This is a genomic window from Streptomyces sp. NPDC029151, assembly GCF_055564315.1.
Map to the genome: position 1 here is coordinate 1,722,759 of NZ_JBVHWQ010000001.1, position 21,706 is coordinate 1,744,464.

A 21,706-nucleotide genomic window follows, 5' to 3' on the forward strand; every position below is an offset into this window, starting at 1 on the left:
CGGTCGCGGGTTGTCGGGGCGGTCAGGACCTTCTGCGATCGGGGCCTTCCGACGTCATGGCCTTCCGACGTCAGGCCTTCTGAGGTTCTTGTCGATGAAGGCCAGGAGTTCGTCGGCGGTGGTGGCGTCGGCCAGACCGCCGTCCTCCCCCACCGGGGCCGGGGAGTGCTTCGGCGCCGCCTCGACCGGGTCCCGTCCGGTCGGCCGGGAGCCGGTGGTGTCCGCCAGGGAGGCCGACAGGTGACCGGCCAGACGGGCGGGTGTCGGGTGGTCGAAGACCAGCGTGGTGGGCAGGTCCAGGCCGGTCAGTTCACCGAGCCGGTTGCGGAGTTCCACGGCCGTGAGGGAGTCGAAGCCCAGGTCGAGCAACCGGTCGTGGGCGTCCACGCCCGCGGGGGACGGCCTGCCGAGGACCCTGGCCACCTCGCGGCGCACCAGGGTGAGCAGTACGTCCTCGCGCTGCCCGGGGCCGGTGTCCCGCAGCCGTTCACGCCACGGCGCGGTCTCCGGAGCCCGGTCGGCGGGCGACGGGGCCCGGCCCTCGGCGACCGGCGCCAGGTTCCCGGGGGCCGGTGACGGGTCGGCGACCAGCTCCCGCAGGACCGGCGGGAGCGTTCCCTGCCGGGCCCGCTCCCGCAGGGCTTCGGTGTCCAGGCGGACCGGCACGAGCACCGCCGTCTCCCGGCCGAGGGCCGTGTCGAACAGGGCGAGCGCCTCCGCGGGGGCGAAGGCGGCGACGCCCGTCCTGGCCAGCCGGGTCCGGTCGGCGGCGCCGAGTCCGCCCGCCATGCCCTCCGCGCCGCCCCACCAGCCCCAGGCAAGCGCCGTACCGGGCAGGCCCTGGGCGCGGCGCAGCGAGGCGAGGGCGTCGAGGAAGGCGTTGGCGGCCGCGTAGTTGCCCTGCCCGGCGGCGCCGAGGACACCGGCGACGGACGAGAAGAGCACGAACGCGCCGAGCTTCCGGTCCGCGGTCAGCTCGTGCAGGTACCAGGCCGCGTCGGCCTTCGCCCGCAGGACCCGGTCCACGCGCTCGGGTGTGAGCGACTCCAGCACCCCGTCGTCCAGCACCGCCGCGCAGTGCACCACGGCCGTGAGGGGCCGGTCGGCCGGCACGGAGTCGAGGAGCCGGGCGAGGGCGCCGCGATCGGACACGTCACAGGCGGCGACGCGCACGTCGGCGCCGGCCCCGGCCAGCTCGGCGGCCAGCCGCGACGCCCCCGGCGCCGCCTCCCCGCGCCGCCCGGCCAGCAGCAGGTGCCGCACGCCGTGCGCGGAGACGAGATGCCGGGCGACCAGCGCACCCAGCCCCCCGGTGCCACCGGTGACCAGGACGGTACCGGCGGGGTCGAAGGGAGGGAGGGGGGCGGCGGGTCGGGCAGGGGCGGTGGCGGGCTCGTCAGCACCGGGAGCGGACCCGGCCGCCGCGGGGAGGGACCCGGCCGCCGCGGGAGCGTGCCCGGCCGGGGAGGGAACGTGCCCAGCCGACGCGGGAGCGTGCCCGGTCGGGGAGGGAGCGTGCCCGGTCGGGGAGGGAACGTGCCCGGTCGGGGAGGGAACGGGAGCGGCCGGGGAAGTAACGGGAGCGGCCGGCGCAGCCGAAGGAGCGTTCGGCGAGGGAACGGACCCCGACGACGCGGGAGCGGATCCGGCCGACGCGGTGACGTCCCCGGCCGGCGCGGGAGCGAGCCCGGCCGACGCGGGAGCGAGCCCGGCCGACGCGGGAGCGGACTCGGCCGGGGAGGGCGGGTTCCCGGTCGGGGAGGGAGCAGACTCGGCCGGGGAGGGCGCGTTCCCGGTCGCGGAGGGAACGGGAACGGCCGGGGAGGGAACGGAGCCCGTCGGCTCGGCGGCGGACCCCGTCGGCGCGGATGCGGGCCCGTTCCGGGTGGGGGTGAGCCGGGGGGCGGTGACGGTGCCGGTGCGCAGGGCGATCTGGTGCTCGCCGGTCTGAAGGGCCCCCGGGAGTACGGCGGTCGAGGCGGGGTCGTCGTCCGTGTCCACGAGGACGACCCGGCCGGGGTGTTCGCCCTGCGCCGAGCGTCCGAGGCCCCACACCGCGGCGGCCGCCGGGTCGGGTGCCGGGTCACCGGGTACGGCGGCCACCGCGCCGCGGGTCAGCAGCACCAGGCGGGTGGCGGCCAGCCGCGGCTCCGCCGACCAGCGCCGCAGCAGGCCGACGGCCGTGTTCAGGGCGGCGCGGGCACGTGCGGTGACGTCCGCGTCCAGGGCCCCGGTGCCAACCGGCGCGAGGAGCAGCTCCGGTGCCGCCGCACCCCCGTCGAGCGCCGCGAGCAGGGCGTCGAGGCCGGCGTACCGGACGGCTCCCGGCACGGCGGCCGGACCATCCGCCGACACGCGCTCCGGCGCCGCGTCCGGGCCACCGACCGCCCCGGCACCCGGCACCCCGGCCGAGCCGGCCACCCGTGCCACACCGGGCTCACCATCCGCACCGTCCACCGGCACGGCACCCGGGACCGTGTCCCGGCCGTCCAGCCTCACGGCACCCGGCGCAGTGTCCAGACCACCGACCGCCCCGGCACCCGGCACCCCCTCCGGACCGCCCACCGCCCCGGCACCCGGCACGGCGTCCGCACCGTCCGCCCGTACGGCGTCCAGCAGGGCCACCGGGCTCGTTCCCGTCGGGGCCGGGCCTGTGGGGACGGGGGGCCAGTGCAGTTCGTAGAGGGACGGGGGCCGTTCGGCCGCCGTGGCGGTCGGGCGCAGCAGGAGTGAGCCGATGGTGCCGGCGGGGTGTCCGGCCGCGTCCGTGAAGCGGAGCGTCAGGGCGTCGCCGCGTGCCGTGAGCCGTACCCGGAGTCGGTCCGGGCCGTCGGCGGGCAGCGCCACGTCGGACCAGGCGAACGGCAGGCGCGGGCCGGGGGCGTCGCCGCCGCGCGGCGCGAGCAGGGCCGCGGCGTGCAGGGCCGCGTCCAGCAGGGCGGGGTGGAGGCCGAACCGTACGGCGTCCTGGGCGGCCTCCTCCGGCAGCGCCACCTCGGCGAGGACGTCGCCGTCGTGCAGCCAGGCCGCGCGCAGTCCGCGGAACGGGCCGTCGTACTCCACTCCGGTCGCGGACAGTTCGCCGTACAGGCCCTCGACCGGCACCGGTACCGAGCCGGGCGGCGGCCAGGCGCCGGCGGGCGGGCGGTCCCCGGCGGGTGCGGGCCGGGCCAGCAGGCCGGTGGCGTGCCGGGTCCACGGTTCCGTGGGCGCGGCGCCGGCGCGGCGGGCGTGGACCGTCAGCCGGCGTCGGCCGTCGTCGGCGGGCCCGCTCACCCGTACCCGCAGCTGCACGGCCCCGTGGGCGGGCACGACGAGGGGGGTGTGCAGGGTCAGGTCGGCGAGGTGGCCGCAGCCGAGCCGGGCTCCGGCGTGGCGGGCGAGTTCGACGAAGGCGGCGCCGGGCAGCAGGATCTCGCCGCGCACCCGGTGGCCGGCCAGCCACGGGTGCGTGTCGGTCGACAGCGCGCCGGTGAGCACCAGTTCGTCGGTGTCCGGGAGTTCGACGCAGGCTCCCAGCAGCGGGTGGCCGGGGGCGTCGAGTCCGGAGTGCGCGAGGTCCGGGGCGGACGGCTCCGCCGCGGCGGGCAGCCAGAACCGCTCCGGCCGGAACGCGTACGTCGGCAGGTCCACGCGCCGGGCGCCGGTCCCGGTGAAGTACGCCTCCCAGTCGACCGCGACCCCGCGGACGTACAGCCGGCCGAGGGCGTCGGCCAGTGTCTCCGTCTCGGGGCGGTCCCGGCGCAGTGCGGGGACGGCCGCCACGCCCGGGTCCCCGGCGCCCGCGGCGAGACCGGCGAGCGAGCCGTCGGGCCCGACGTCCAGCAGGGTCCGCGCGCCGTCCCGCACCAGTCGTCGTACCGCGTCGTGGAAGCGGACGGGCCGGCGTGCCTGTTCGGTCCAGTACGCCGGTGAGGTCAGCTCCTCGGCGGTCGCCGGCTGTCCGGTCACCGTGGACACGAGGGGGATCCGCGGCGGATGGAACGTCAGGCCCTTGGCCACGGCGCGCAGGTCGGCGAGCATCGGCTCCATCCGGGGCGAGTGGAAGGCGTGGCTGACCCGCAGCCGGGTGACCCGGTGCCCGCGCTCGTCCAGCCGGTCCGCGACCGCGACGACGTCCTCGGTCCGCCCGGACAGCACCACCGCGGCCGGGCCGTTGACGGCGGCGATCGCGACGTGCTCGGTGAGCAGGGGCAGCACCTCCGACTCGGGGGCGCCCACCGCGACCATCGCCCCGCCCGGCGGCAGGGACTGCATGAGCCGGCCCCGGGCGGCCACCAGCGCGGCCGCGTCGGGCAGGCTCAGCACGCCGGCGACGTGGGCGGCGGCCAGTTCGCCGACGGAGTGCCCGGCCAGCACGTCGGGGCGGACACCCCAGTGGTCGAGCAGCCGGAACAGGGCCACCTCGACCGCGAAGAGGGCCGGCTGGGCGTACTCGGTGGTGTCGAGCAGCGCCGACTCCTCCGTGTCGTCCTCCGCGTCGACGACCTCGCGCAGCGGCCGTGCCAGGTGGCGGTCCAGCTCCGCGCGGACCGCGTCGAACGCCTCGGCGAAGACGGGGTACCGGGCGCGCAGCCGACGGCCCATGCCGAGGCGCTGGCTGCCCTGTCCCGCGAACAGGAAGGCCAGTCGGCCCCCGGCGGCACGGCCCTGCGCCGGGCCGTCCCCGTCGTCCCCGGAGCACAGCTCGTCCAGCCGCTCCAGGAGGTCCTCGCGGCCGGCGCCGACGAGTGCCGCCCGGTGCTCGAAGGCGGTGCGGCCGGTGGCCAGCGAGTAGCCGACGTCGACCGGGCGCAGGTCGGGGCGCTCGGCGAGGCGCTGCCGCAGCCGCACGGCCTGGGCGCGCAGTCCCTCGGCGCTGCGGGCCGACAGCAGCCAGGGCACGGTCTCGCCGGCGGCCGCCGGCCCCGGCGGCTGCGGGGGCCGCAGGGCGTGCGGGCGCCGGGCGGCGGCCGGTTCCGGCGGGGCCTGTTCGAGGATGACGTGGGCGTTGGTGCCGCTGATGCCGAAGGAGGAGACACCGGCCCGCCGGGGCCGGCCCGTCGCCGGCCAGGGCACGCTCTCGTCGAGCAGCCGTACCGCGCCGGAGGACCAGTCGACGTGCGGTGTCGGCTCGTCGAGGTGCAGGGTCTTCGGCAGGGCGCCGTGCCGCATGGCCATCACCATCTTGATGACGCCGGCGACGCCCGCGGCGGCCTGGGTGTGGCCGAGGTTGGACTTGACCGACCCCAGGAGCAGGGGCCGCTCCGGCGGGCGGCCCTCGCCGTAGACCGCGAGGAGCGCCTCGGCCTCGATCGGGTCGCCCAGCGAGGTGCCGGTGCCGTGCGCCTCGACGGCGTCCACGTCGGTGGCGGTCAGTCCGGCGGCGGTGAGCGCCTGGCGGATCACCCGCTCCTGGGAGGGGCCGTTGGGCGCGGTCAGCCCGTTGCTCGCGCCGTCCTGGTTGACGGCGGTGCCGCGCACCACGGCGAGCACGGGGTGGCCGTGGGCACGGGCGTCCGACAGCCGCTCCAGGAGGAGGACGCCGACGCCCTCGCCCCAGCCGGTGCCGTCGGCGGCCGCGGCGAACGGCTTGCAGCGCCCGTCGGCGGCGAGCCCGCGCTGGCGGGAGAACTCGATGAAGGGCGTGGGCGTCGACATCACCGTCACACCCCCGGCCAGCGCCAGGTCGCTCTCGCCCGAGCGGAGGGACTGCACCGCCAGGTGCAGCGCCACCAGCGAGGAGGAGCAGGCGGTGTCGACGGACACGGCGGGGCCTTCCAGGCCCAGGGTGTACGCCACCCGGCCCGACGCCACGCTGCCCGCCGTGCCGGAGCCGAGGTAGCCGGCGACCTCCTCGGGCACGCGGCGCGCCCAGGAGCCGTAGTCGTGGTACATGACGCCGGCGAAGACCCCGCTGCGGGTGCCGCGCAGGGTGGCCGGGTCGATGCCGGCCCGTTCGACGGCCTCCCAGCCGGCCTGGAGGAGCAGCCGCTGCTGGGGGTCCATGGCGAGGGCCTCGCGCGGGTTGATGCCGAAGAAGTCGGCGTCGAAGTCGGCGGCGCCGCGCAGGAACGCGCCCCGGCGGGTGTAGGTGCGGCCCGGGCGGCCCGGCTCGGGGTCGTACAGCTCTTCCACGTTCCAGCCCCGGTCGTGCGGCATGTCGCCGACGGTGTCGGCTCCGGCCGCCACCAGTGCCCAGAGGGCGTCGGGGGTGGTGATGTCGCCGGTGTCGGGGGTGCCGGGGTAGCGGCAGGCCATGGCGACGATCGCGATGGGCTCGTCGTCGGCGGCCCGGGCGGGCTGCCGGGCCGGGCCGGGTTCGGGGGCGTCGGAGCCGAGGAGTTCGGCCGCCAGCCACCCGGCCAGCTCGCCCGGTGTGGGCTGGTCGAACACCAGCCCGGCGGGGAGGGTGAGCCCGGTCAGCGCGGCCAGTCTGTTGCGCAGTTCGAGCCCGGTGAGGGAGTCCATCCCCAGGTCGGCGAAGGCCCGTGTGTCGTGCGTGTCGTCCATCGGGTCCAGGCCGAGCACGGCGGCGGACTCCTCGCGCACCAGGCCGGCCAGGACGCGCAGGCGCTCGGTCCCGGTCATGGCGCGCACCCGCTCGGCGAACGCGCCGGCCGGGGCGGCCGTCCGCCGGGAGCGGCGCGGGCGGCCGGGCGCGGCGGGGCGCGGCAGTGCGCGCAGCGGTGCCGGCAGCGGGCCGGCCGCCGCCTGACCGGGGCCGCGGTCCAGGTGCGCCGGTACCAGGGCGGGCTCGTCGGCGGCGAGGGCCGCGTCGAGGAGCGCGAGCCCGTCCTCGGTCGTCAGCGGCCGGACCCCGGTCCGTGCGAGGCGCCGCACATCGGTGCCGTCGAGTCCGGCGGTCAGCGCGCTGCGCTCCTCCCACAGCCCCCAGGCCAGTGAGGTGGCGGGCAGGCCCTGGGCCCGGCGGTGGGCGACGAGGGCGTCGAGGAAGGCGTTGGCCGCCGCGTAGTTGCCCTGCCCGGCCGAGCCGAGCACCCCGGCGGCGGACGAGAACAGCACGAAGGCGGACAGGTCGAGGCCTCGGGTCAGCTCGTGCAGCCGCCAGGCCGCGTCGGCCTTCGGGCGCAGCACGCGGTGCAGGCGCTCGGGCGTCAGCGATCCGACCGGGCCGTCGTCCAGCACGCCGGCGGCGTGCACCACGGCCGTCAGCGGGTGTGCGGCCGGGAGCGCCGCCCACAGCGCGGCCAGGGCGTCGCCGTCGGCCAGGTCGCACGCGGCCACGGTCACCCGGGCGCCGTGCCCGGTGAGTTCGGCCCGCAGTTCCCCGGCGCCGGGTGCGTTCTCACCGCTCCGGCTGACCAGCAGCAGGTGGCGTACGCCGTGCTCGGTCACCAGGTGGCGGGCGACGAGCCGGCCCAGCAGGCCCGTGCCGCCGGTGACGAGGACGGTGCCGTCCGGGTCGAACACCGGGGCGGCCGGCCGCGCCGGCGCGCCGTGCCGGACCAGGCGGGGGACGTGCGGTGTGCCGTTCCGCAGGGCCAGTTGGGGTTCGTCGCCGGCCGCCGCGGACACCAGCGCGCGTGCCGAGGCCTCCGTGCCGTCCACGTCGGCGAGCACGAAGCGGCCTGGGTGCTCGGTCTGCGCGGAGCGCAGCAGGCCCCAGACGGCGGCTCCGGCGGGGTCGGCCGGCTCGGCCGCGGACACCGCCACGGCCGCCCGGGTCACCAGCACCAGCCGGGCGCTGCCCAGCCGGTCGTCGGCGAGCCACTCCTGGACGAGCTCCAGGACACGGGCGACCGTCTCGGCCGCCGCACCGGGGAGCGCCTCGGCGGGGGCGGGGTCAGGCGCGACACCGCCGGGCCCCTCGGCTCCTGCGCCATGGGGTACCACGCCGGCCAGGACGAGGTCCGGGACCGGAGCGCCCGCGGTGATCGCGGTGCGCAGGGCGGTGAGGTCGGGGTAGCGGGGCATCGGTGTGCCGGTGGCCGGGGCCGTGGGCAGCGGGGTGGTGTCCGGGGCGAGCAGGGCCGTGCGGGGTCCGGCGTCCCCGTCGGGTGTGGGCGCGAGGGGGGCGGCCGGCCAGTCCAGGCGGTACAGCGCCGTCGCCCCGGCGGGCGGGCCGGCCGTCAGGTCGTCGGGTACGGGGCGCAGGACGACGGAGCCGATGGCCGCCACCGGGCGTCCTTCCTCGTCGTACGCGGTCAGCGCGGCCCGCGCCGGTCCGGTCATCGCCAGCCGTACCCGCAGGGCGGCGGGTCCGCGGGTCGTGACGGACACCTCCTGCCAGGTGAACGGCAGCACGGCCGGGGTGTCGTCGGTCCCGCCGGCCGCGAGGGCGATGGTGTGCAGGGCGGCGTCGAGCAGGGCGGGGTGCAGCCCGTAGCGGTCGGCCTCGGCCGCCTCGGTGTCGGCCAGGGCCACCTCGGCGAGGACGTCGTCGCCGTGCCGCCAGGCCCGCGACAGACCCTGGAACGCGGGGCCGTAGCCGTAGCCGCGGCGGGCCAGCCGCTCGTAGAGGTCGCCGACGGCGACGGGCGACGCGCCGGGCGGCGGCCACGCGCCGGGGTCTCCCGTTCCCTCGCCGGACTCCGTTCCCTCGCCGGGCTCCGTGGCGGTGCCGAGCACACCGTCGGCGTGCCGGGTCCAGGGCTGGTCGGCGTCCGCGTCCTCGGGACGGGAGAAGATCCGCACGGGGCGGCGGCCCGTCTCGTCGGGGGTGCCGACGGACACCTGGAGCGCGATGCCGGCGGAGGGCGGGGCGAGGAGCGGGGCGGTCAGGCTGAGTTCGTGCAGGGTGTCGCAGCCGAGGTGGGTGCCGGCGCGCAGCGCGAGTTCGACGAAGGCGGTGCCCGGCAGCAGCACGGTTCCGGCGACCTGGTGGTCCTCCAGCCACGGGTGCGCCCGGCCGGCGAGGCGGCCGGTGAACACGTGGTCGCCGGTGCCCGCCAGGTGGACGACCGAGGACAGCAGCGGGTGGTCCAGCGGCCGGCCGGCGCCGGGTGCGGCCGGGGCGGCGGGGGCGTCCAGCCAGTACCGCTTGTGCTGGAAGGGGTAGGTGGGCAGCTCCGCCGGCGGCCCGTCGGCGCGGCCGAGGACCGCCGTCCAGTCCACCTCGCCGCCCCGGGCGAAGTCCGCGGCGGCCTCCGCCACCGGCCCGGCTGCGGGCACGCCGCCCTCGGCGGCCGGCGCCACCACGCCCTGGGCGCCGGCGGCGACGTCGGTCAGGCCCGCGAGGAGCTCCTCGCGGCTGCCGCCGAGCACCACGGCGCGGTACTCGAACGCCGAGCGGGTGGTGGCGAGGGCGCGGGCGACGGCGAGCGGGTCGGCGGTGCCGGGGCTCCGCGTCACGGCGTGCGTCAGCCGGGCGGCCAGGGCGCGCAGCGCGCCGGGGGTGCGTGCGGAGAGCGTCCAGGGGACGGTGTCCGGGCCGCCGGACGGCGCGGGCGAGGAGGCGTCGGCGGGCCGGGGACCGGGCTCTTCGAGGATGACGTGGGCGTTGGTGCCGCTCATCCCGAAGGAGGACACGGCCGCCCTGCGCGGTCCGTCCGCCTTCTCCCAGGGGGTGTTCCCGGTCAGCAGCGCGACCGCGCCGGCCGACCAGTCCACGTGTGGTGTCGGCTCGTCCACGTGGAGCGTGCCGGGCAGCACGCCGTGCCGCATCGCCATCACCATCTTGATGACGCCCGCGACGCCGGCGGCGGCCTGGGAGTGTCCGATGTTGGACTTCAGCGAGCCGAGGCGGACGGGCCGCTCGGGGTTGCGGCCGCGGCCGTAGGTCGCGAGGATCGCCTGCGCCTCGATGGGGTCGCCGAGCCGGGTGCCGGTGCCGTGCGCCTCGACGGCGTCCACGTCGGCGGCGGTCAGCCCGGCACCGGCGAGGGCCTGGCGGATGACGCGTTCCTGGGAGGGGCCGTTGGGCGCGGTGAGGCCGTTGCTCGCGCCGTCCTGATTGACGGCGGAGCCGCGGACCACGGCGAGCACGCGGTGCCCGTTGCGCCGGGCGTCCGACAGCCGTTCCAGCACCAGCACGCCGACGCCCTCGGCCCAGCCGGTGCCGTCGGCGGCGGCCGCGAAGGCCTTGCAGCGCCCGTCCGGCGCCAGCCCCCGCTGCCGGGAGAACTCCAGGAACACCCCGGGGCCGGACATGACCGTGACGCCGCCGGCCAGGGCCAGCGAGCACTCCCCCTGGCGCAGTGCCTGCGCGGCCAGGTGGAGCGCGACGAGCGAGGAGGAGCAGGCGGTGTCGACGGAGACCGCGGGGCCTTCGAGTCCGAGCGTGTAGGCGAGCCGGCCGGAGATCACGCTGGCGGCGCCGCCGGTGAGGGCGTAGCCGTCGGCGCCGCCGGCCGGGTCGGCCAGGCGCGGGCCGTACTCGCCGGCGGACGCGCCGACGTAGACGCCGGTGTCCGTGCCGCGCAGGGCGGCCGGATCGATCCCGGCCCGCTCGACGGCCTCCCAGCCGGTCTCCAGCAGCAGACGCTGCTGGGGGTCCGTCGCGAGCGCCTCACGCGGGCTGATGCCGAAGAACTCGGCGTCGAAGTCGGCGGCGTCGTACAGGAATCCACCGCTGCGGGTGTACGTGGTGCCGGGCCGGCCCGGTTCCGGGTGGAAGAGCCGGTCCAGGTCCCAGCCCCGGTCGCGCGGCATCTCGCCGATCGCGTCGCCTCCGGACGCGACGAGCTCCCACAGTTCCTCGGGCGAGGTCACCGCGCCCGGGTACCGGCAGGCCATGCCGACGATGGCGATCGGCTCGGCGGGGCCGGCGGTGCGCGGGGCGTCCGGGTGCGGGGCGTCCGGGCGGGTGGAGCGGTCCGGGGCGGTGGCGTCCTCGCCGGTGAGCAGGCCGAGGACGAACCGGGTGACGGCCCGGGGCGTGGGGTGGTCGAAGACGAGGGTCGTCGGCAGCCTCAGGCCGGTGGCGGCGCCCAGCCGGTTGCGCAGGTCCACCGCCGTGAGGGAGGTCAGGCCGAGTTCGTGGAAGGTGCGCCGGTCGCGGATCCGCCGCGTGGAGTCGAAGCCGAGCACGGCGGTGACGGTCCGGCGGACGACGGCGGCCACCTCCTCCTCGCGCTCCGCCGCGCCGAGACCGGTCAGTCTCCGTGCCAGGTCGGCGGCGGAGGGCCGCTGGGGGGCGGCGGCCGCCCTGCGGGCCTCGGGGAGCGTGTCGAACAGGGGGCGTGGACGGGCCGCCGCGGCGGCGGGCAGGAAGGTGTCCCAGTCGACCCGTGCCACGGTGACGCAGACGTCCTCGTTCGCGAGGGCCCGGCCCAGCGCGTCGAGGCCCTCCTGGGGGCGGATCCGTCCCAGGCCGATGCGGGCGAACTCCCGGGCCACGGCCGTGCCCTCGGCCATTCCGGCGCCGTCCCAGGCGCCCCAGGCGAGGGAGGTGGCGGGCAGGCCCTCGGCTCGCCGGCGTTCGGCGAGGGCGTCGAGGAAGGCGTTGCCGGGCGCGTATCCGCCCTGTCCGGGCAGGCCCCAGGTGGCGGCCACGGAGGAGAAGAGGACGAACGCGGTCAGGTCCCGGTCCCGGGTCAGCTCGTCCAGGTTGCGGGCCGCCGTCGCCTTGGCGCCGAGCGCCCGCCCCAGCTGGGCCGGGGTCAGCGTGTCGAGCAGGGCGTCGTCGAGCTGCCCGGCCGCGTGCACCACGGTGGTGAGGGGCAGGTCCGCCGGTATCGCGGCGAGTACGGCGCCGAGGGCGTCGCGATCGGCGGCGTCGCACGCGGCGAACGTGACGCGCGCCCCGAGCGCCTGGAGTTCGGCGCGCAACTCCCCGGCACCCGCCGCCCGTTCGCCGCTCCGGCTCACCAGCAGCAGATGCTCGGCGCCGGCCGCGGCCAGCCACCGCGCGACCTGGCCGCCCAGCGCGCCCGTGCCCCCGGTGACCAGCGCGGTACCGCGGGTCCGCCAGGGCCGGCGGGCGGCCGCCCTGGCCGGGGCGTGCTCCAGGCGGCGGGCCAGTACGCCGTACGGCCGTACCGCCACCTGGTCCTCGGCGCCCGCGGCACCGGCGAGCACACGGCCCAGGTGCTCGGCCGAGGCGTCGTCGGGGTGTTCGGGCAGGTCGAGGAGGCCGCCCCACCGCTCGGGGTGCTCCAGCGCGGCGATCCGCCCCAGCCCCCACAGCTGGGCCTGTCCGGCGTCGCGCACCGGGTCGTCGGGGCCGGTGCCGACGGCTCCCGTGGTGGCGCACCAGAGAGGGGCGGCCACCTCCAGATCGCCGAGGGCCTGGACGACGGCGAGCAGACGGGCCGGCCCGGCCGGCAGGTGCGGGTGCCCGACCGAACGCCCCGGCTCGGGGGCCGGCAGCAGCAGGATCCCGGCCGGCTCGTCGGCCTCCACGTGCGGCCGGAGCAGCTCCCCTACGGCCGTACGGTCGGCACCGGGGGTGAGACGGACCTCCCGGACGCCGGCGCCGTGGGCGGTGAGGGCCCGCACCGCCGCCTCGGCCCACGGACCGGGCGGGGTCCCACCGGGCAGCACCACGAGCCACGTCCCGCGGACCACGGCGGCCGGAACGGGCCCGAGCCGCCGCCAGCCGATCCGGTACCGCAGCCCGTCCACGACGCTCTCGGCCTGCCGCCCGCTGTACCAGCGGGACAGCAGGGGGAGGGCGGCGGTCAACGCGGTGGCGCCGGTGGCGGTGGGGGCTCCGGGGCCGGCGGACGTACCGCCGTCGCCAAGGCCGCCGGACGCGCCCCCGTCACCGGCCGTGCCGGGGTCGTGGAGCCCGAGTTCGTCCGCGAGTGCCCGGGGGTCGCCCTGCTCCACCGCTGCCCAGAACCGTCGTTCCGCGTCCGGCGCGGCGGACGCGGGGGTGCCGGTGCGGGGGGCGGGGGTGTCGAGCCAGTGCCGTTCCTTGCGGAAGGGGTAGACGGGCAGCTCGGCCGGGCGCGCGCCGCTGCCGGCGAAGAGGACGTCCCAGTCCACGCCGACGCCCTGGACGACGTCCTCCGCGGCGGACGCCACCAGCCCGGGTACGGCACCGGCGTCCCCCTCCGTCGCCGGCGCCACCACGCCCTGGGCGCCGTCGGCGACGGCGGCCAGGCCCGCGAGGAGCTCCTCGCGGCCGCTGCCCAGCACCACGGCCCGGTGTTCGAACAGCGACCGGGCCGTCGCCAGGGTGTACGCGACGTCCACCGGACGCGGCGGGTGCGCGGCCGTCAGGTGCCGGGAGAGCCGCAGCGCCAGCTCGCGCAGGGCGTCGGGGTGCTTGGCCGACAGCACGAACGGCAGCGTCTCCAGGGGACCCGGCGACGCCGCGGGCTCCGCCGTATCCCCGGAACCCGCCGACGCCACCGACTCCACCGGACCCACGGGCGCCACCGGTTCCACCGAAGCCACGGCACCCGCGGAGCCCCCGGACCCCCCGGTCTCCCCCGCCCCGCCGGCTTCCGGCTCCCCCACCGGCTCCTCCAGGATCACGTGCGCGTTGGTGCCGCTGATCCCGAACGAGGACACCGCCGCCCGCCGCGGCCCGTCCGTCTTCTGCCAGGGGGTGTTCTCGGTCAGCAGCGCGACCGCGCCGGCCGACCAGTCCACGTGGGGCGACGGCTCGTCTACGTGCAGCGTCCGGGGGAGCACGCCGTGCCGCATCGCCATCACCATCTTGATGACGCCGGCGACGCCCGCGGCGGCCTGCGGATGGCCGATGTTGGACTTGACCGAGCCGAGCAGCACGGGCCGCCCGGCCGGGCGTTCCCTGCCGTACGTGGCGAGGATCGCCTCGGCCTCGATGGGGTCGCCGAGCCGGGTGCCGGTGCCGTGCGCCTCGACGGCGTCCACGTCGGCGGCGGTCAGCCCGGCACCGGCGAGGGCCTGACGGATCACCCGTTCCTGGGCGGGGCCGCTCGGCGCGGTGAGGCCGTTGCTCGCGCCGTCCTGGTTGACCGCGGAGCCGCGGACCACGGCGAGCACGCGGTGCCCGTTGCGCCGCGCGTCCGACAGCCGCTCCACGAGCAGGACCCCGACGCCCTCGCCCCAGCCGGTGCCGTCGGCGGCGGCCGCGAACGCCTTGCAGCGCCCGTCCGGCGCCAGCCCCCGCTGCCGGGAGAACTCCACGAACGTGCCGGGGTTCGGCATCACGGTCACCCCGCCCGCCAGGGCCAGCGAGCACTCCCCCTGGCGCAGCGCCTGCACGGCCAGATGGAGCGCGACCAGGGAGGAGGAGCAGGCCGTGTCGACGGAGACCGCGGGGCCTTCGAGACCGAAGACGTAGGCCAGCCGTCCGGAGGCCACGCTCCCGGCGGTGCCGGTGAGCAGGTGTCCGTCGGTGCCGTCCCCGGCCTCGTGCAGGCGGGGCCCGTAGTCGGATGCCATCAGACCGGTGAAGACGCCGGTGCGGCTGCCGCGCAGGGCGGCGGGGTCGATTCCGGCCCGTTCGAACGCCTCCCAGGCCGTTTCGAGGAGGAGCCGCTGCTGGGGGTCGGTCGCCCGGGCCTCGCGCGGGGACATCCCGAAGAACTCGGCGTCGAACCGGTCGGCGTCGTGGAGGAATCCGCCGTGCCGGGTGTAGGAGGTGCCCGGGTGCGCGGGGTCGGGGTGGTAGAGGGCGTCGAGGTCCCAGCCCCGGTTGTCCGGGAACGGGGTGATCGCGTCCCGGCCGTCGGCGACCAGCCGCCACAGGTCGTCGGGGCCCTCGACGCCGCCCGGGAAGCGGCAGGCCATCCCCACGATGGCCACGGGGTCGTCGGCGGGGACGGGGACCGGTTCGGCGGCGGGCGCCACGGCGGGGGCGGTGCCGAGCAGTGCGGCGCTGAGGTGGGCGGCGAGGGCCTGCGGGGTGGGGTGGGCGAAGACGGCGGTGGCGGGCAGGCGCAGGCCGGTCGCGGCGCTCAGGCGGTTGCGCAGGTCGACCGCGGCGACGGAGTCGAAGCCGAGCGCCTTGAAGTCCTGCCGGGTGTCGACGGCGGCGGCCGTGTCGTGGCCCAGCACGGCGGCGGTCTCCTCCTGGACCAGTTCCAGCAGCAGGGCCTCCCGCTCCGGCTCGGTCGCCGCGGCCGGCAGCCGCGCCGGCGACCGCGGCGAGGCGGCGGACGGCGCCCCGTCCGGGGAGGCCGTGCCGGTCGCCCGGCCGGCGGGCGCCTCGCCCGGCAGCCAGTACACCCGCCGCTGGAACCCGTACGTCGGCAGGTCCACCGCCCGGGCTTCCCCGAACACCGGCGTCCAGTCCACGTCCGCCCCGGCCGTGTGGGCCTGTGCGAACGAGGTCAGCAGCCGGACCGGGTCGTCCTGGCCTCGGCGGAGGGTGCCGACCGTCACCGCCGGGTCGTCCGGGGTGGTGGCCAGGTCGATGGTCTCCTGGACGCCGACGGTGAGCACGGGGTGCGGGCTGGACTCCACGAACAGGCGGTGGCCGTCGGCGAGGAGCGCGCGGACGGTCTCCTCGAACCGGACAGTCCGGCGCAGGTTGCGGTACCAGTACTCGGCCCCCAGCCGCGTGGTGTCCTCGACGCGGGACGCGGTCACGGTGGAGTAGAACGCGGTGCCGGCGGCGGGTCGCGGGGCGATGTCGGCGAGGGCGTCGAGGAGTTCCTCCCGTACGGCCTCGACGCCCGGCGAGTGGGAGGCGTAGTCGACGTCGATGCGCCGTGCCCGTACCCCCTCGGCCTGGTAGGCGGTCAGCAGCTGGTCGAGGACGGCGCGCTCGCCCGCCAGCACGGTGGAGGACGGTCCGTTGACGGCGGCGACGGCGAGCCGGTCGCTCCAGGGGGCGATGCGGTCGGCGACCTCGGCGACGGGCAGGGGCAGGGAGACCATGCCGCCGGTGCCCGCGAGCCGGGCGAGGGCGCGGGAGCGCAGGGCGACGATCTTCGCGGCGTCGCGCAGCGTCAGTACGCCGGCCACCTGGGCGGCGGCGATCTCGCCCTGGGAGTGGCCCACGACCGCGTCGGGTGTCACTCCGTGGGCCCGCCACACCTCCGCGAGGGACACCATGACCGCCCACAGCACGGGCTGCACGACGTCGACCCGCTCCAGCGAGGGCGCGCCGGGGGCCTCCCGCAGCACCTCGGTCAGGGACCAGTCGACGAACGGCGACAGGGCCTGTTCGCACGCGGCGATCCGCCGCGCGAAGGGCTCGCTGTCGGTGAGCAGCCGGCGTCCCATCCCGGCCCACTGGGAGCCCTGGCCGGGGAAGACGAGGACGGTCCGGCCACGGGCGGCCGGGCCGGTGGAGACGACGGTGTTCCTGGCCGACCGGCCCTCGCGTACGGCGGTGAGTCCGGCGAGGAGTTCCTCGGTGCCGGTGCCCACGACGACCGCGCGGTGCTCGAACGACGACCGGGTGGTGACCAGGGAGTGGCCGACGTCGGCCGGGTCGGGGCCCGGCCGGTCCGTCAGGAAGCCGACGAGGCGCGCGGCCTGTTCGCGCAGCGCCTCGCCGGTGCGCGCCGACAGGACCCAGGGCACGGCGGCCGTCTCGCGCGGGCCGGTCGCGGGCTGCCGCGGCGCGGGGCGGGCGGCGGGCGGGGCCTCGGCGAGCACCACGTGGCAGTTGCTGCCGCCCACGCCGAAGGAGCTGACGCCCGCCACGAGGTCGCGGCGTTCGTCCGGCCAGGGTGTCAGCTCGGTCTGGACGCGCAGGTTCAGCTCGTCCAGCGGGATGCGGGGGTTCGGGGTCTCGTGGTGGAGGGTCGGCGGGAGCCGGCGGTGCTTCAGGCTGAGGGCCACCTTGACCAGCCCGGCGATGCCCGCGGCGCCCTCCAGGTGGCCGATGTTGGTCTTGACGGACCCGACGCGCAGCGCGGGGGTGCCCGGGGTGCGGGGCCGGCCCAGGGCGGCGCCGAGCGCGGCGGCCTCGACCGGGTCGCCGACGGGCGTTCCGGTGCCGTGGAGTTCGACGTACTGGATGTCGTCGGGGCGGGTGCCGGCGCGTGCGTGGGCCTGCCGGACGACCTCTTCCTGGGCGCGGGGGTCGGGGGCGGTCAGGCTGTCGCCGCCGCCGTCGTTGTTGGTCGCGCTGCCGCGGATCACGCACACGACCGGGTCGCCGTCGGCGAGGGCCCGTCCGAGGGGTTTGAGGACGACGAGGGCGCCGCCCTCACCGCGCACGTAGCCGTTGGCGCGGGCGTCGAAGGTGCGGACGCGTCCGTCCGGGGACAGGGCGCCCATCGCCTCGGAGACGGCGGCGCTCTCCGCGGCCAGGGCCAGGTTGACCCCGCCGGCCAGGGCGAGTTCGCTCTCGCCGCGGCGCAGGCTCTCGCAGGCGAGGTGCACGGCGACCAGCGAGGAGGACTGCGCCGAGTCGACCGTCAGGCTCGGTCCGCGCAGGCCCAGGCCGTAGGACAGGCGATTGGCGATGACGCCGCGCTGGAGCCCCGTCAGCCAGTGCCGGCCGGCGGCGTCGGTGCCCTGGCGGCGCAACAGGGTCGCGTAGTCGTCCCAGATGGCGCCGACGAAGACACCGGTGCGGCTGCCGGCCAGGTGCCCGGGGACGATGCGGGCGTCCTCCAGGGCCTCCCAGCCCAGTTCGAGCATCAGCCGCTGCTGGGGATCCATCGCCAGGGCCTCGCGCGGACCGATCCCGAAGAAGGCCGCGTCGAACCCGGTGACGGCGGACCAGTCGAGGAACCCCCCGTGCCCGCCACCCCACCGCTCGGGGGGCGTGGGCACGACGGCGTCCACTCCCTGCGTGAGCAGACGCCAGTACGCCGCCGGGGAGGAGGCACCGGGCAGCCGGCAGGAGACGCCGACGACCGCGATCGGGGTGTCCTCGGCGCGGGAGGGCGTGGCGTCCGCCTCGGGATGTCCGCTGTCCATGGGAACGCGACCTTTCGTGTTCTGGGCGGTCAGCCGGTGAGGGACAGGGCGGCCGGCCGGGGGGCCGGTGAGCGGTGGGGGGCGAGGTCGTCGTGGATGCCGAGCGCGGCGGACGACCGGTTGAGCGTGATGCGGTGCGGCCCCGGTGCGCCTTCGGCGAGCGGCCGCCGGCCGAGCGCGGTGGTGTGGTCCACGCCGACGCGGTGGGCGGCGGCCGGATCGTCGCGTGCGCCGTCCAGCGCCTCGGCGAGCGGGGCGGGGAAGGCGGCGTTGCCGAGTTCGACGAGGCGCCGGATCTGCCGTACGTCGCCGGCGGGCGTGATCGCCGGGATGATCGGGGTGTCGCGGCCGGCGGCGGCGACGCGGTCGCGCAGCCGCGGGTGATCCTCCGCGTGGGAGAACATCCGGGTGATGGTGTGGTCGGCGCCCGCCTGGCACCTGGCGGCGAAGTGCCGGATCTCGCTCTCCCGGTCCGGCGACCGCGGATGGCGTTCGGGGAAGGCCGCCCCGCCGACGCTGAAGTTCCCTGATCCCGTGGTGAGGCGGGCGAGTCCACGGGCGTGGGTGAAGCCGTCGGGGTGGGGCGCCCACGGGCCTCGCGGGTCGCCCGGCGGATCGCCCCGCAGGGCCGGCACGTCGTGCACGCCGACGGCGGCGCAGGAGCCGATGATCTGCGGGAGCTCGGTCATCGAGTGGCCCACCGCGGTGAGGTGGGCGACCGGGCGCAGGGTGGTCTCCGCGGCGATCCGGTGCGTCGGTTCCACGGTGCGCTGCCTGGCGGATCCCGACCGTAACGGCCTTTCGGCCAAGGGTAACTCGGGTGGGGGGAACCCCGACGCGTAGCGAGCCCGACCCGGTTCCGGCAGACGGCGGGGTGTGGCTGGGGAATCCGTGCCCGGTTCCTTCACGTGCGCCCGGCCCACCATGTGCAGCGCCCCACGCTTCGCGGTCTCCCGAGCCGAGGCGTGGGTGTCGTCGAAGCCGTGGTTCCGCAGGCCCGCCAGGTCGGCGCGACCCGGACGGGGGCGAGTCGGCGGCGCGTCACGGGCCGGCGCCTCCGGCCCGGTGGCCATGACCTCGGGAAGCGACACCGAGTGGCCTAAGCGGGCGGAGTTCCGCACGAACGTCACCCGCGCACCGCGTCCATGCCCCGAGCGCCGTCGCGCCAGGCGGTCCGCCACCGTCTCCGTGGTGACCGGCACGCCGACGGGAAGGCCCCCCCACGTCGCGACCGGTGCCGGACCGTGCGTTTCCCCCGCGGTCAGTAAGCGCAACCTGCTCAAGGCCGCTCCTCACCGCGGCGCGTGCGTAAGCCCACTCCGCTGCCCCCGTTCATCTCGACGATCATAAAAGCGAGTTCGAGCGACTGGCTCCGATTGAGGCGGGGATCACACGCCCTCGCATCGCTGCCGCAGGTCGCCATCCCCGTCAGTTCCCCCAGGGGCCCCCGGGGACGACAACACCGCCGTGCGGAGCGTGAGTCGGGCTGCACTCGCCGAAGCTGCCGTAGGCATTACTTCCACTCACCGGACCAACGCCTGGCTGGTTGGCCCGCGCGGGGGTCGCCAAGGTGGTCGAGCCGGCAGCCGGAATTCCCCGACCGCTCTCGCCCGAAAGGCAGTTCCCCCCATGGACAGTCCACCCACCGCACCCGCCACCCCGGCTTCCGCCCCGGCACGGCTCCGCTGGGGCCCCTACGCCTCGGTGTTCGTGCTGCTGTTCCTGTTCGGCACCGAGACGTTCCTGGTGTCCCCGCTGCTCCCGACGATCGCCGACGACCTCGGCATCTCCGAGCAGTCGGCGGCGTACAGCGTGACGGCGTACGTGCTCGTGTACGCGGTGTGCGCTCCGTTCCTCGGCCTGCTCAGCGACCGCGTGGGACGCCGTCGCACGCTGTTGCTGGGCTCGGCGCTCTTCCTGCTGTCGAACGTCGCCGCCGCCCTCTCCGACGACCTGACGCCGCTGGTGCTCTCGCGTGCCCTGGCCGGTCTCGCGGCCGCCGCGGCGGGCCCCGCGATCTGGGCGCACATCGCGGAGACCACCGAGGACACGGTGCGCGGCCGCGCCCTGGGTCTGGGCATGGCGTTCTTCTCGTGCGGCCAGGTGCTCGGTGTACCGCTGGGCAGCCTCCTGGCGGGCGCCGCCGGCTGGCGGGCCGCGTTCTGGGCCATGGCCGCGGGCACACTGCCGGTCGTCCCGATGCTGCTGAAGCAGATCCCGGCCGGTGCCTCCCGGGCCGCCGGCGGCCTGGGCGTCGGAGCGGTGTTCGCCGCCTGGGGTCACCCCGCGCTGCGCAAGGCGCTGCTGGTCAACACCGCGTTCAACGCGGCCGGCCTGGGCGCCTACACGTTCATGGGCGCGGTGCTCGCGGAGCGCTTCGACCTGTCCGTCTCCGCGCTGGGTCTGGTCGGCGTCCTCGTCGGCCTCGGCAGCGTCGTGGGCTCCACGGCCGGCGGCCGGCTGGGCGACCGGGCCCGGGCCCGGGGCCGTACGCACCTGCCGATGCTCGCCGTGTGGGGTCTGCTGCTGGCCGCCGGTGTCGCGCTCACCGTCCGGGGCCCCGGTCTGGTCCTCTCCCTGGCGGGTGTCGCCCTCTGGTTCTTCGCCGGCGGCGGCTTCGTCACCGATCAGCAGACGCTGGCGGGTACGGCCGCCCCCGAGCTGCGGGCGACCTCCAGCGCCTGGATCACCTCGACCATGTACGCCGGTACCGGTGTCGGTGCCTGGGCGATCGGCCGGTTCTCCGACCTGACCCTCGCCACCGCCGTGGTCGGTGTCGGCCTGGCCCTGGTCGCCTCCCTCGGCGCTCTGCTGGTCGGCACCCAGCTGCGGCGTGACACCGGCGCCCGGCCGGCGGTCGACGGGGTGGGAGCCCCGAAGGAGGTCTGAGCTGCGGCTCGGGCAGTGCTCCCCCACCCCGGGGACAGGGCTGTAGGCGCGGTCGACCGATCCCGCACGGGACGCGCCTTCAGCCCGCTTTGCGTGCCGGGCCGACACGGCGCAGGGGCCGGTTCACCAGAGCCGACACCCTGGCTCCGTCGTCCTGGCTCTCCGGCGTGAACAGCAGGATCAGCGACGCGGGGTCGTCCACCGGGCGCAGGGACGACAGGGACATGCGGATCGGCTCGCCGCCGGCGGGGGTGGCGGTGACGACGCGGCTGGTCAGCTCCCCCACCGAGTGGCAGCTCCACCAGTGGCTCAGCTCGGGCACGTCCGCCGCCAGCCGGCCGTACACCGCGGCGATGCGCTCGTCGGAGGGGACCCGGCCGGCCTGGGCGCGGAAGTGCTGGAAGACGCTCATGGCGAGCGGTTCCCAGTCGGTGTCCGGCAGGGCCCCGCGCAGCCGCTCGTCGGCGGTGACGAACCACATCAGGTTGCGGCGGTCGGCCGGCACCGCCGAGGGCTCCCCCCAGACGGCGGACCACGCCGCGTTCCAGGCGACCAGGTCGAAGTTCCGGTCGAGCAGGACGGCCGGGCTCACCGGCCAGGAGTCCAGCATGGGCTGCACCGCCCCGTTCGCGGCCCCGTGGGCCGGGCTCGCCTCCGGCTCGTAGTAGCCGGCCAGTCTCAGCACATGGCGCAGCTCGGCGTCGTCGAGGCGCAGCGCCCGGCCGACGGACTCCAGAACCTGCCGTGAGGCGGTGACCCTGCCCTGTTCCAGCCAGGTGTACCAGGCGATGCTCACCCCGGAGAGGGAGGCGACCTCTTCCCTGCGCAGGCCGGGGGTCCGGCGGCGGGAGGTGGGCGGGAGGCCGACCTCCTCCGGCTTGAGCAGGGCGCGGTGAGCCCGCAGGAACGCTCCGAGTTCCTGGTGTGCGGCGGGAGTTGACATGGCGTGTGACTCCTTACGCGGGCCGTGAGGGCCCGGGCCATGATAGGCCGCGCTCGAAGAGTCCGATCCGATTCCAACCCGGACGCATTCACCGCGTTGACATTGTCAACGTGCACGCACTTCACCAATCCTGCCTCCTCGTGTACGGTTCGAGGTGCCTCACCGCCACCC

Annotated in this window: 4 protein-coding genes and 1 pseudogene; 1 reads left to right on the top strand and 4 read right to left on the bottom strand. The window is 77.1% G+C overall.

The features are described 5' to 3' along the window. Nucleotides 1-54: 54 nt before the first annotated feature. From ACZ4VF_RS06920 to ACZ4VF_RS06930, 3 genes and pseudogenes are all read right to left on the bottom strand, one after another. The gene (locus ACZ4VF_RS06920; protein WP_467923579.1) at nucleotides 55-17,703 is read right to left on the bottom strand and encodes an SDR family NAD(P)-dependent oxidoreductase; all 17,649 of its coding nucleotides are present in this window, start codon (nucleotides 17,701-17,703) and stop codon (nucleotides 55-57) included. A gap of 29 nt (nucleotides 17,704-17,732) precedes the next feature. Further along, complete coding sequence (locus ACZ4VF_RS06925; protein WP_467923790.1) at nucleotides 17,733-18,629, bottom strand: methylenetetrahydrofolate reductase; 897 nt, start codon at nucleotides 18,627-18,629, stop codon at nucleotides 17,733-17,735. Further along, nucleotides 18,612-18,986: pseudogene (locus tag ACZ4VF_RS06930) on the bottom strand (chorismate synthase); the annotation flags it as partial. The pseudogene ACZ4VF_RS06930 and the gene ACZ4VF_RS06925, both read right to left, overlap by 18 nt. 346 nt (nucleotides 18,987-19,332) lie before the next feature. Between ACZ4VF_RS06930 and ACZ4VF_RS06935 the strand changes: the two are divergent. Then, nucleotides 19,333-20,592: an MFS transporter gene (locus ACZ4VF_RS06935; protein ID WP_467923580.1), complete on the top strand. Its 1,260-nt coding sequence runs from the start codon at nucleotides 19,333-19,335 to the stop codon at nucleotides 20,590-20,592. A 79-nt stretch (nucleotides 20,593-20,671) separates the two neighbouring features. Here the strand turns inward: ACZ4VF_RS06935 and ACZ4VF_RS06940 are convergent, their stop codons facing one another. Beyond that, nucleotides 20,672-21,535 carry a helix-turn-helix transcriptional regulator gene (locus tag ACZ4VF_RS06940; protein WP_467923581.1) on the bottom strand — a complete coding sequence of 288 codons (864 nt, stop codon included), beginning with the start codon at nucleotides 21,533-21,535 and terminating at the stop codon, nucleotides 20,672-20,674. Nucleotides 21,536-21,706 lie beyond the last annotated feature (171 nt).

Excerpts from the sequence above, each read along its gene's own strand:
- ACZ4VF_RS06925 (WP_467923790.1), bottom strand. The coding sequence starts at position 18,629 with ATGGTGGGCCGGGCGCACGTGAAGGAACCGGGCACGGATTCCCCAGCC.
- ACZ4VF_RS06940 (WP_467923581.1), bottom strand. The coding sequence starts at position 21,535 with ATGTCAACTCCCGCCGCACACCAGGAACTCGGAGCGTTCCTGCGGGCT.
- ACZ4VF_RS06920 (WP_467923579.1), bottom strand. The coding sequence starts at position 17,703 with ATGGACAGCGGACATCCCGAGGCGGACGCCACGCCCTCCCGCGCCGAG.
- ACZ4VF_RS06935 (WP_467923580.1), top strand. The coding sequence starts at position 19,333 with ATGGACAGTCCACCCACCGCACCCGCCACCCCGGCTTCCGCCCCGGCA.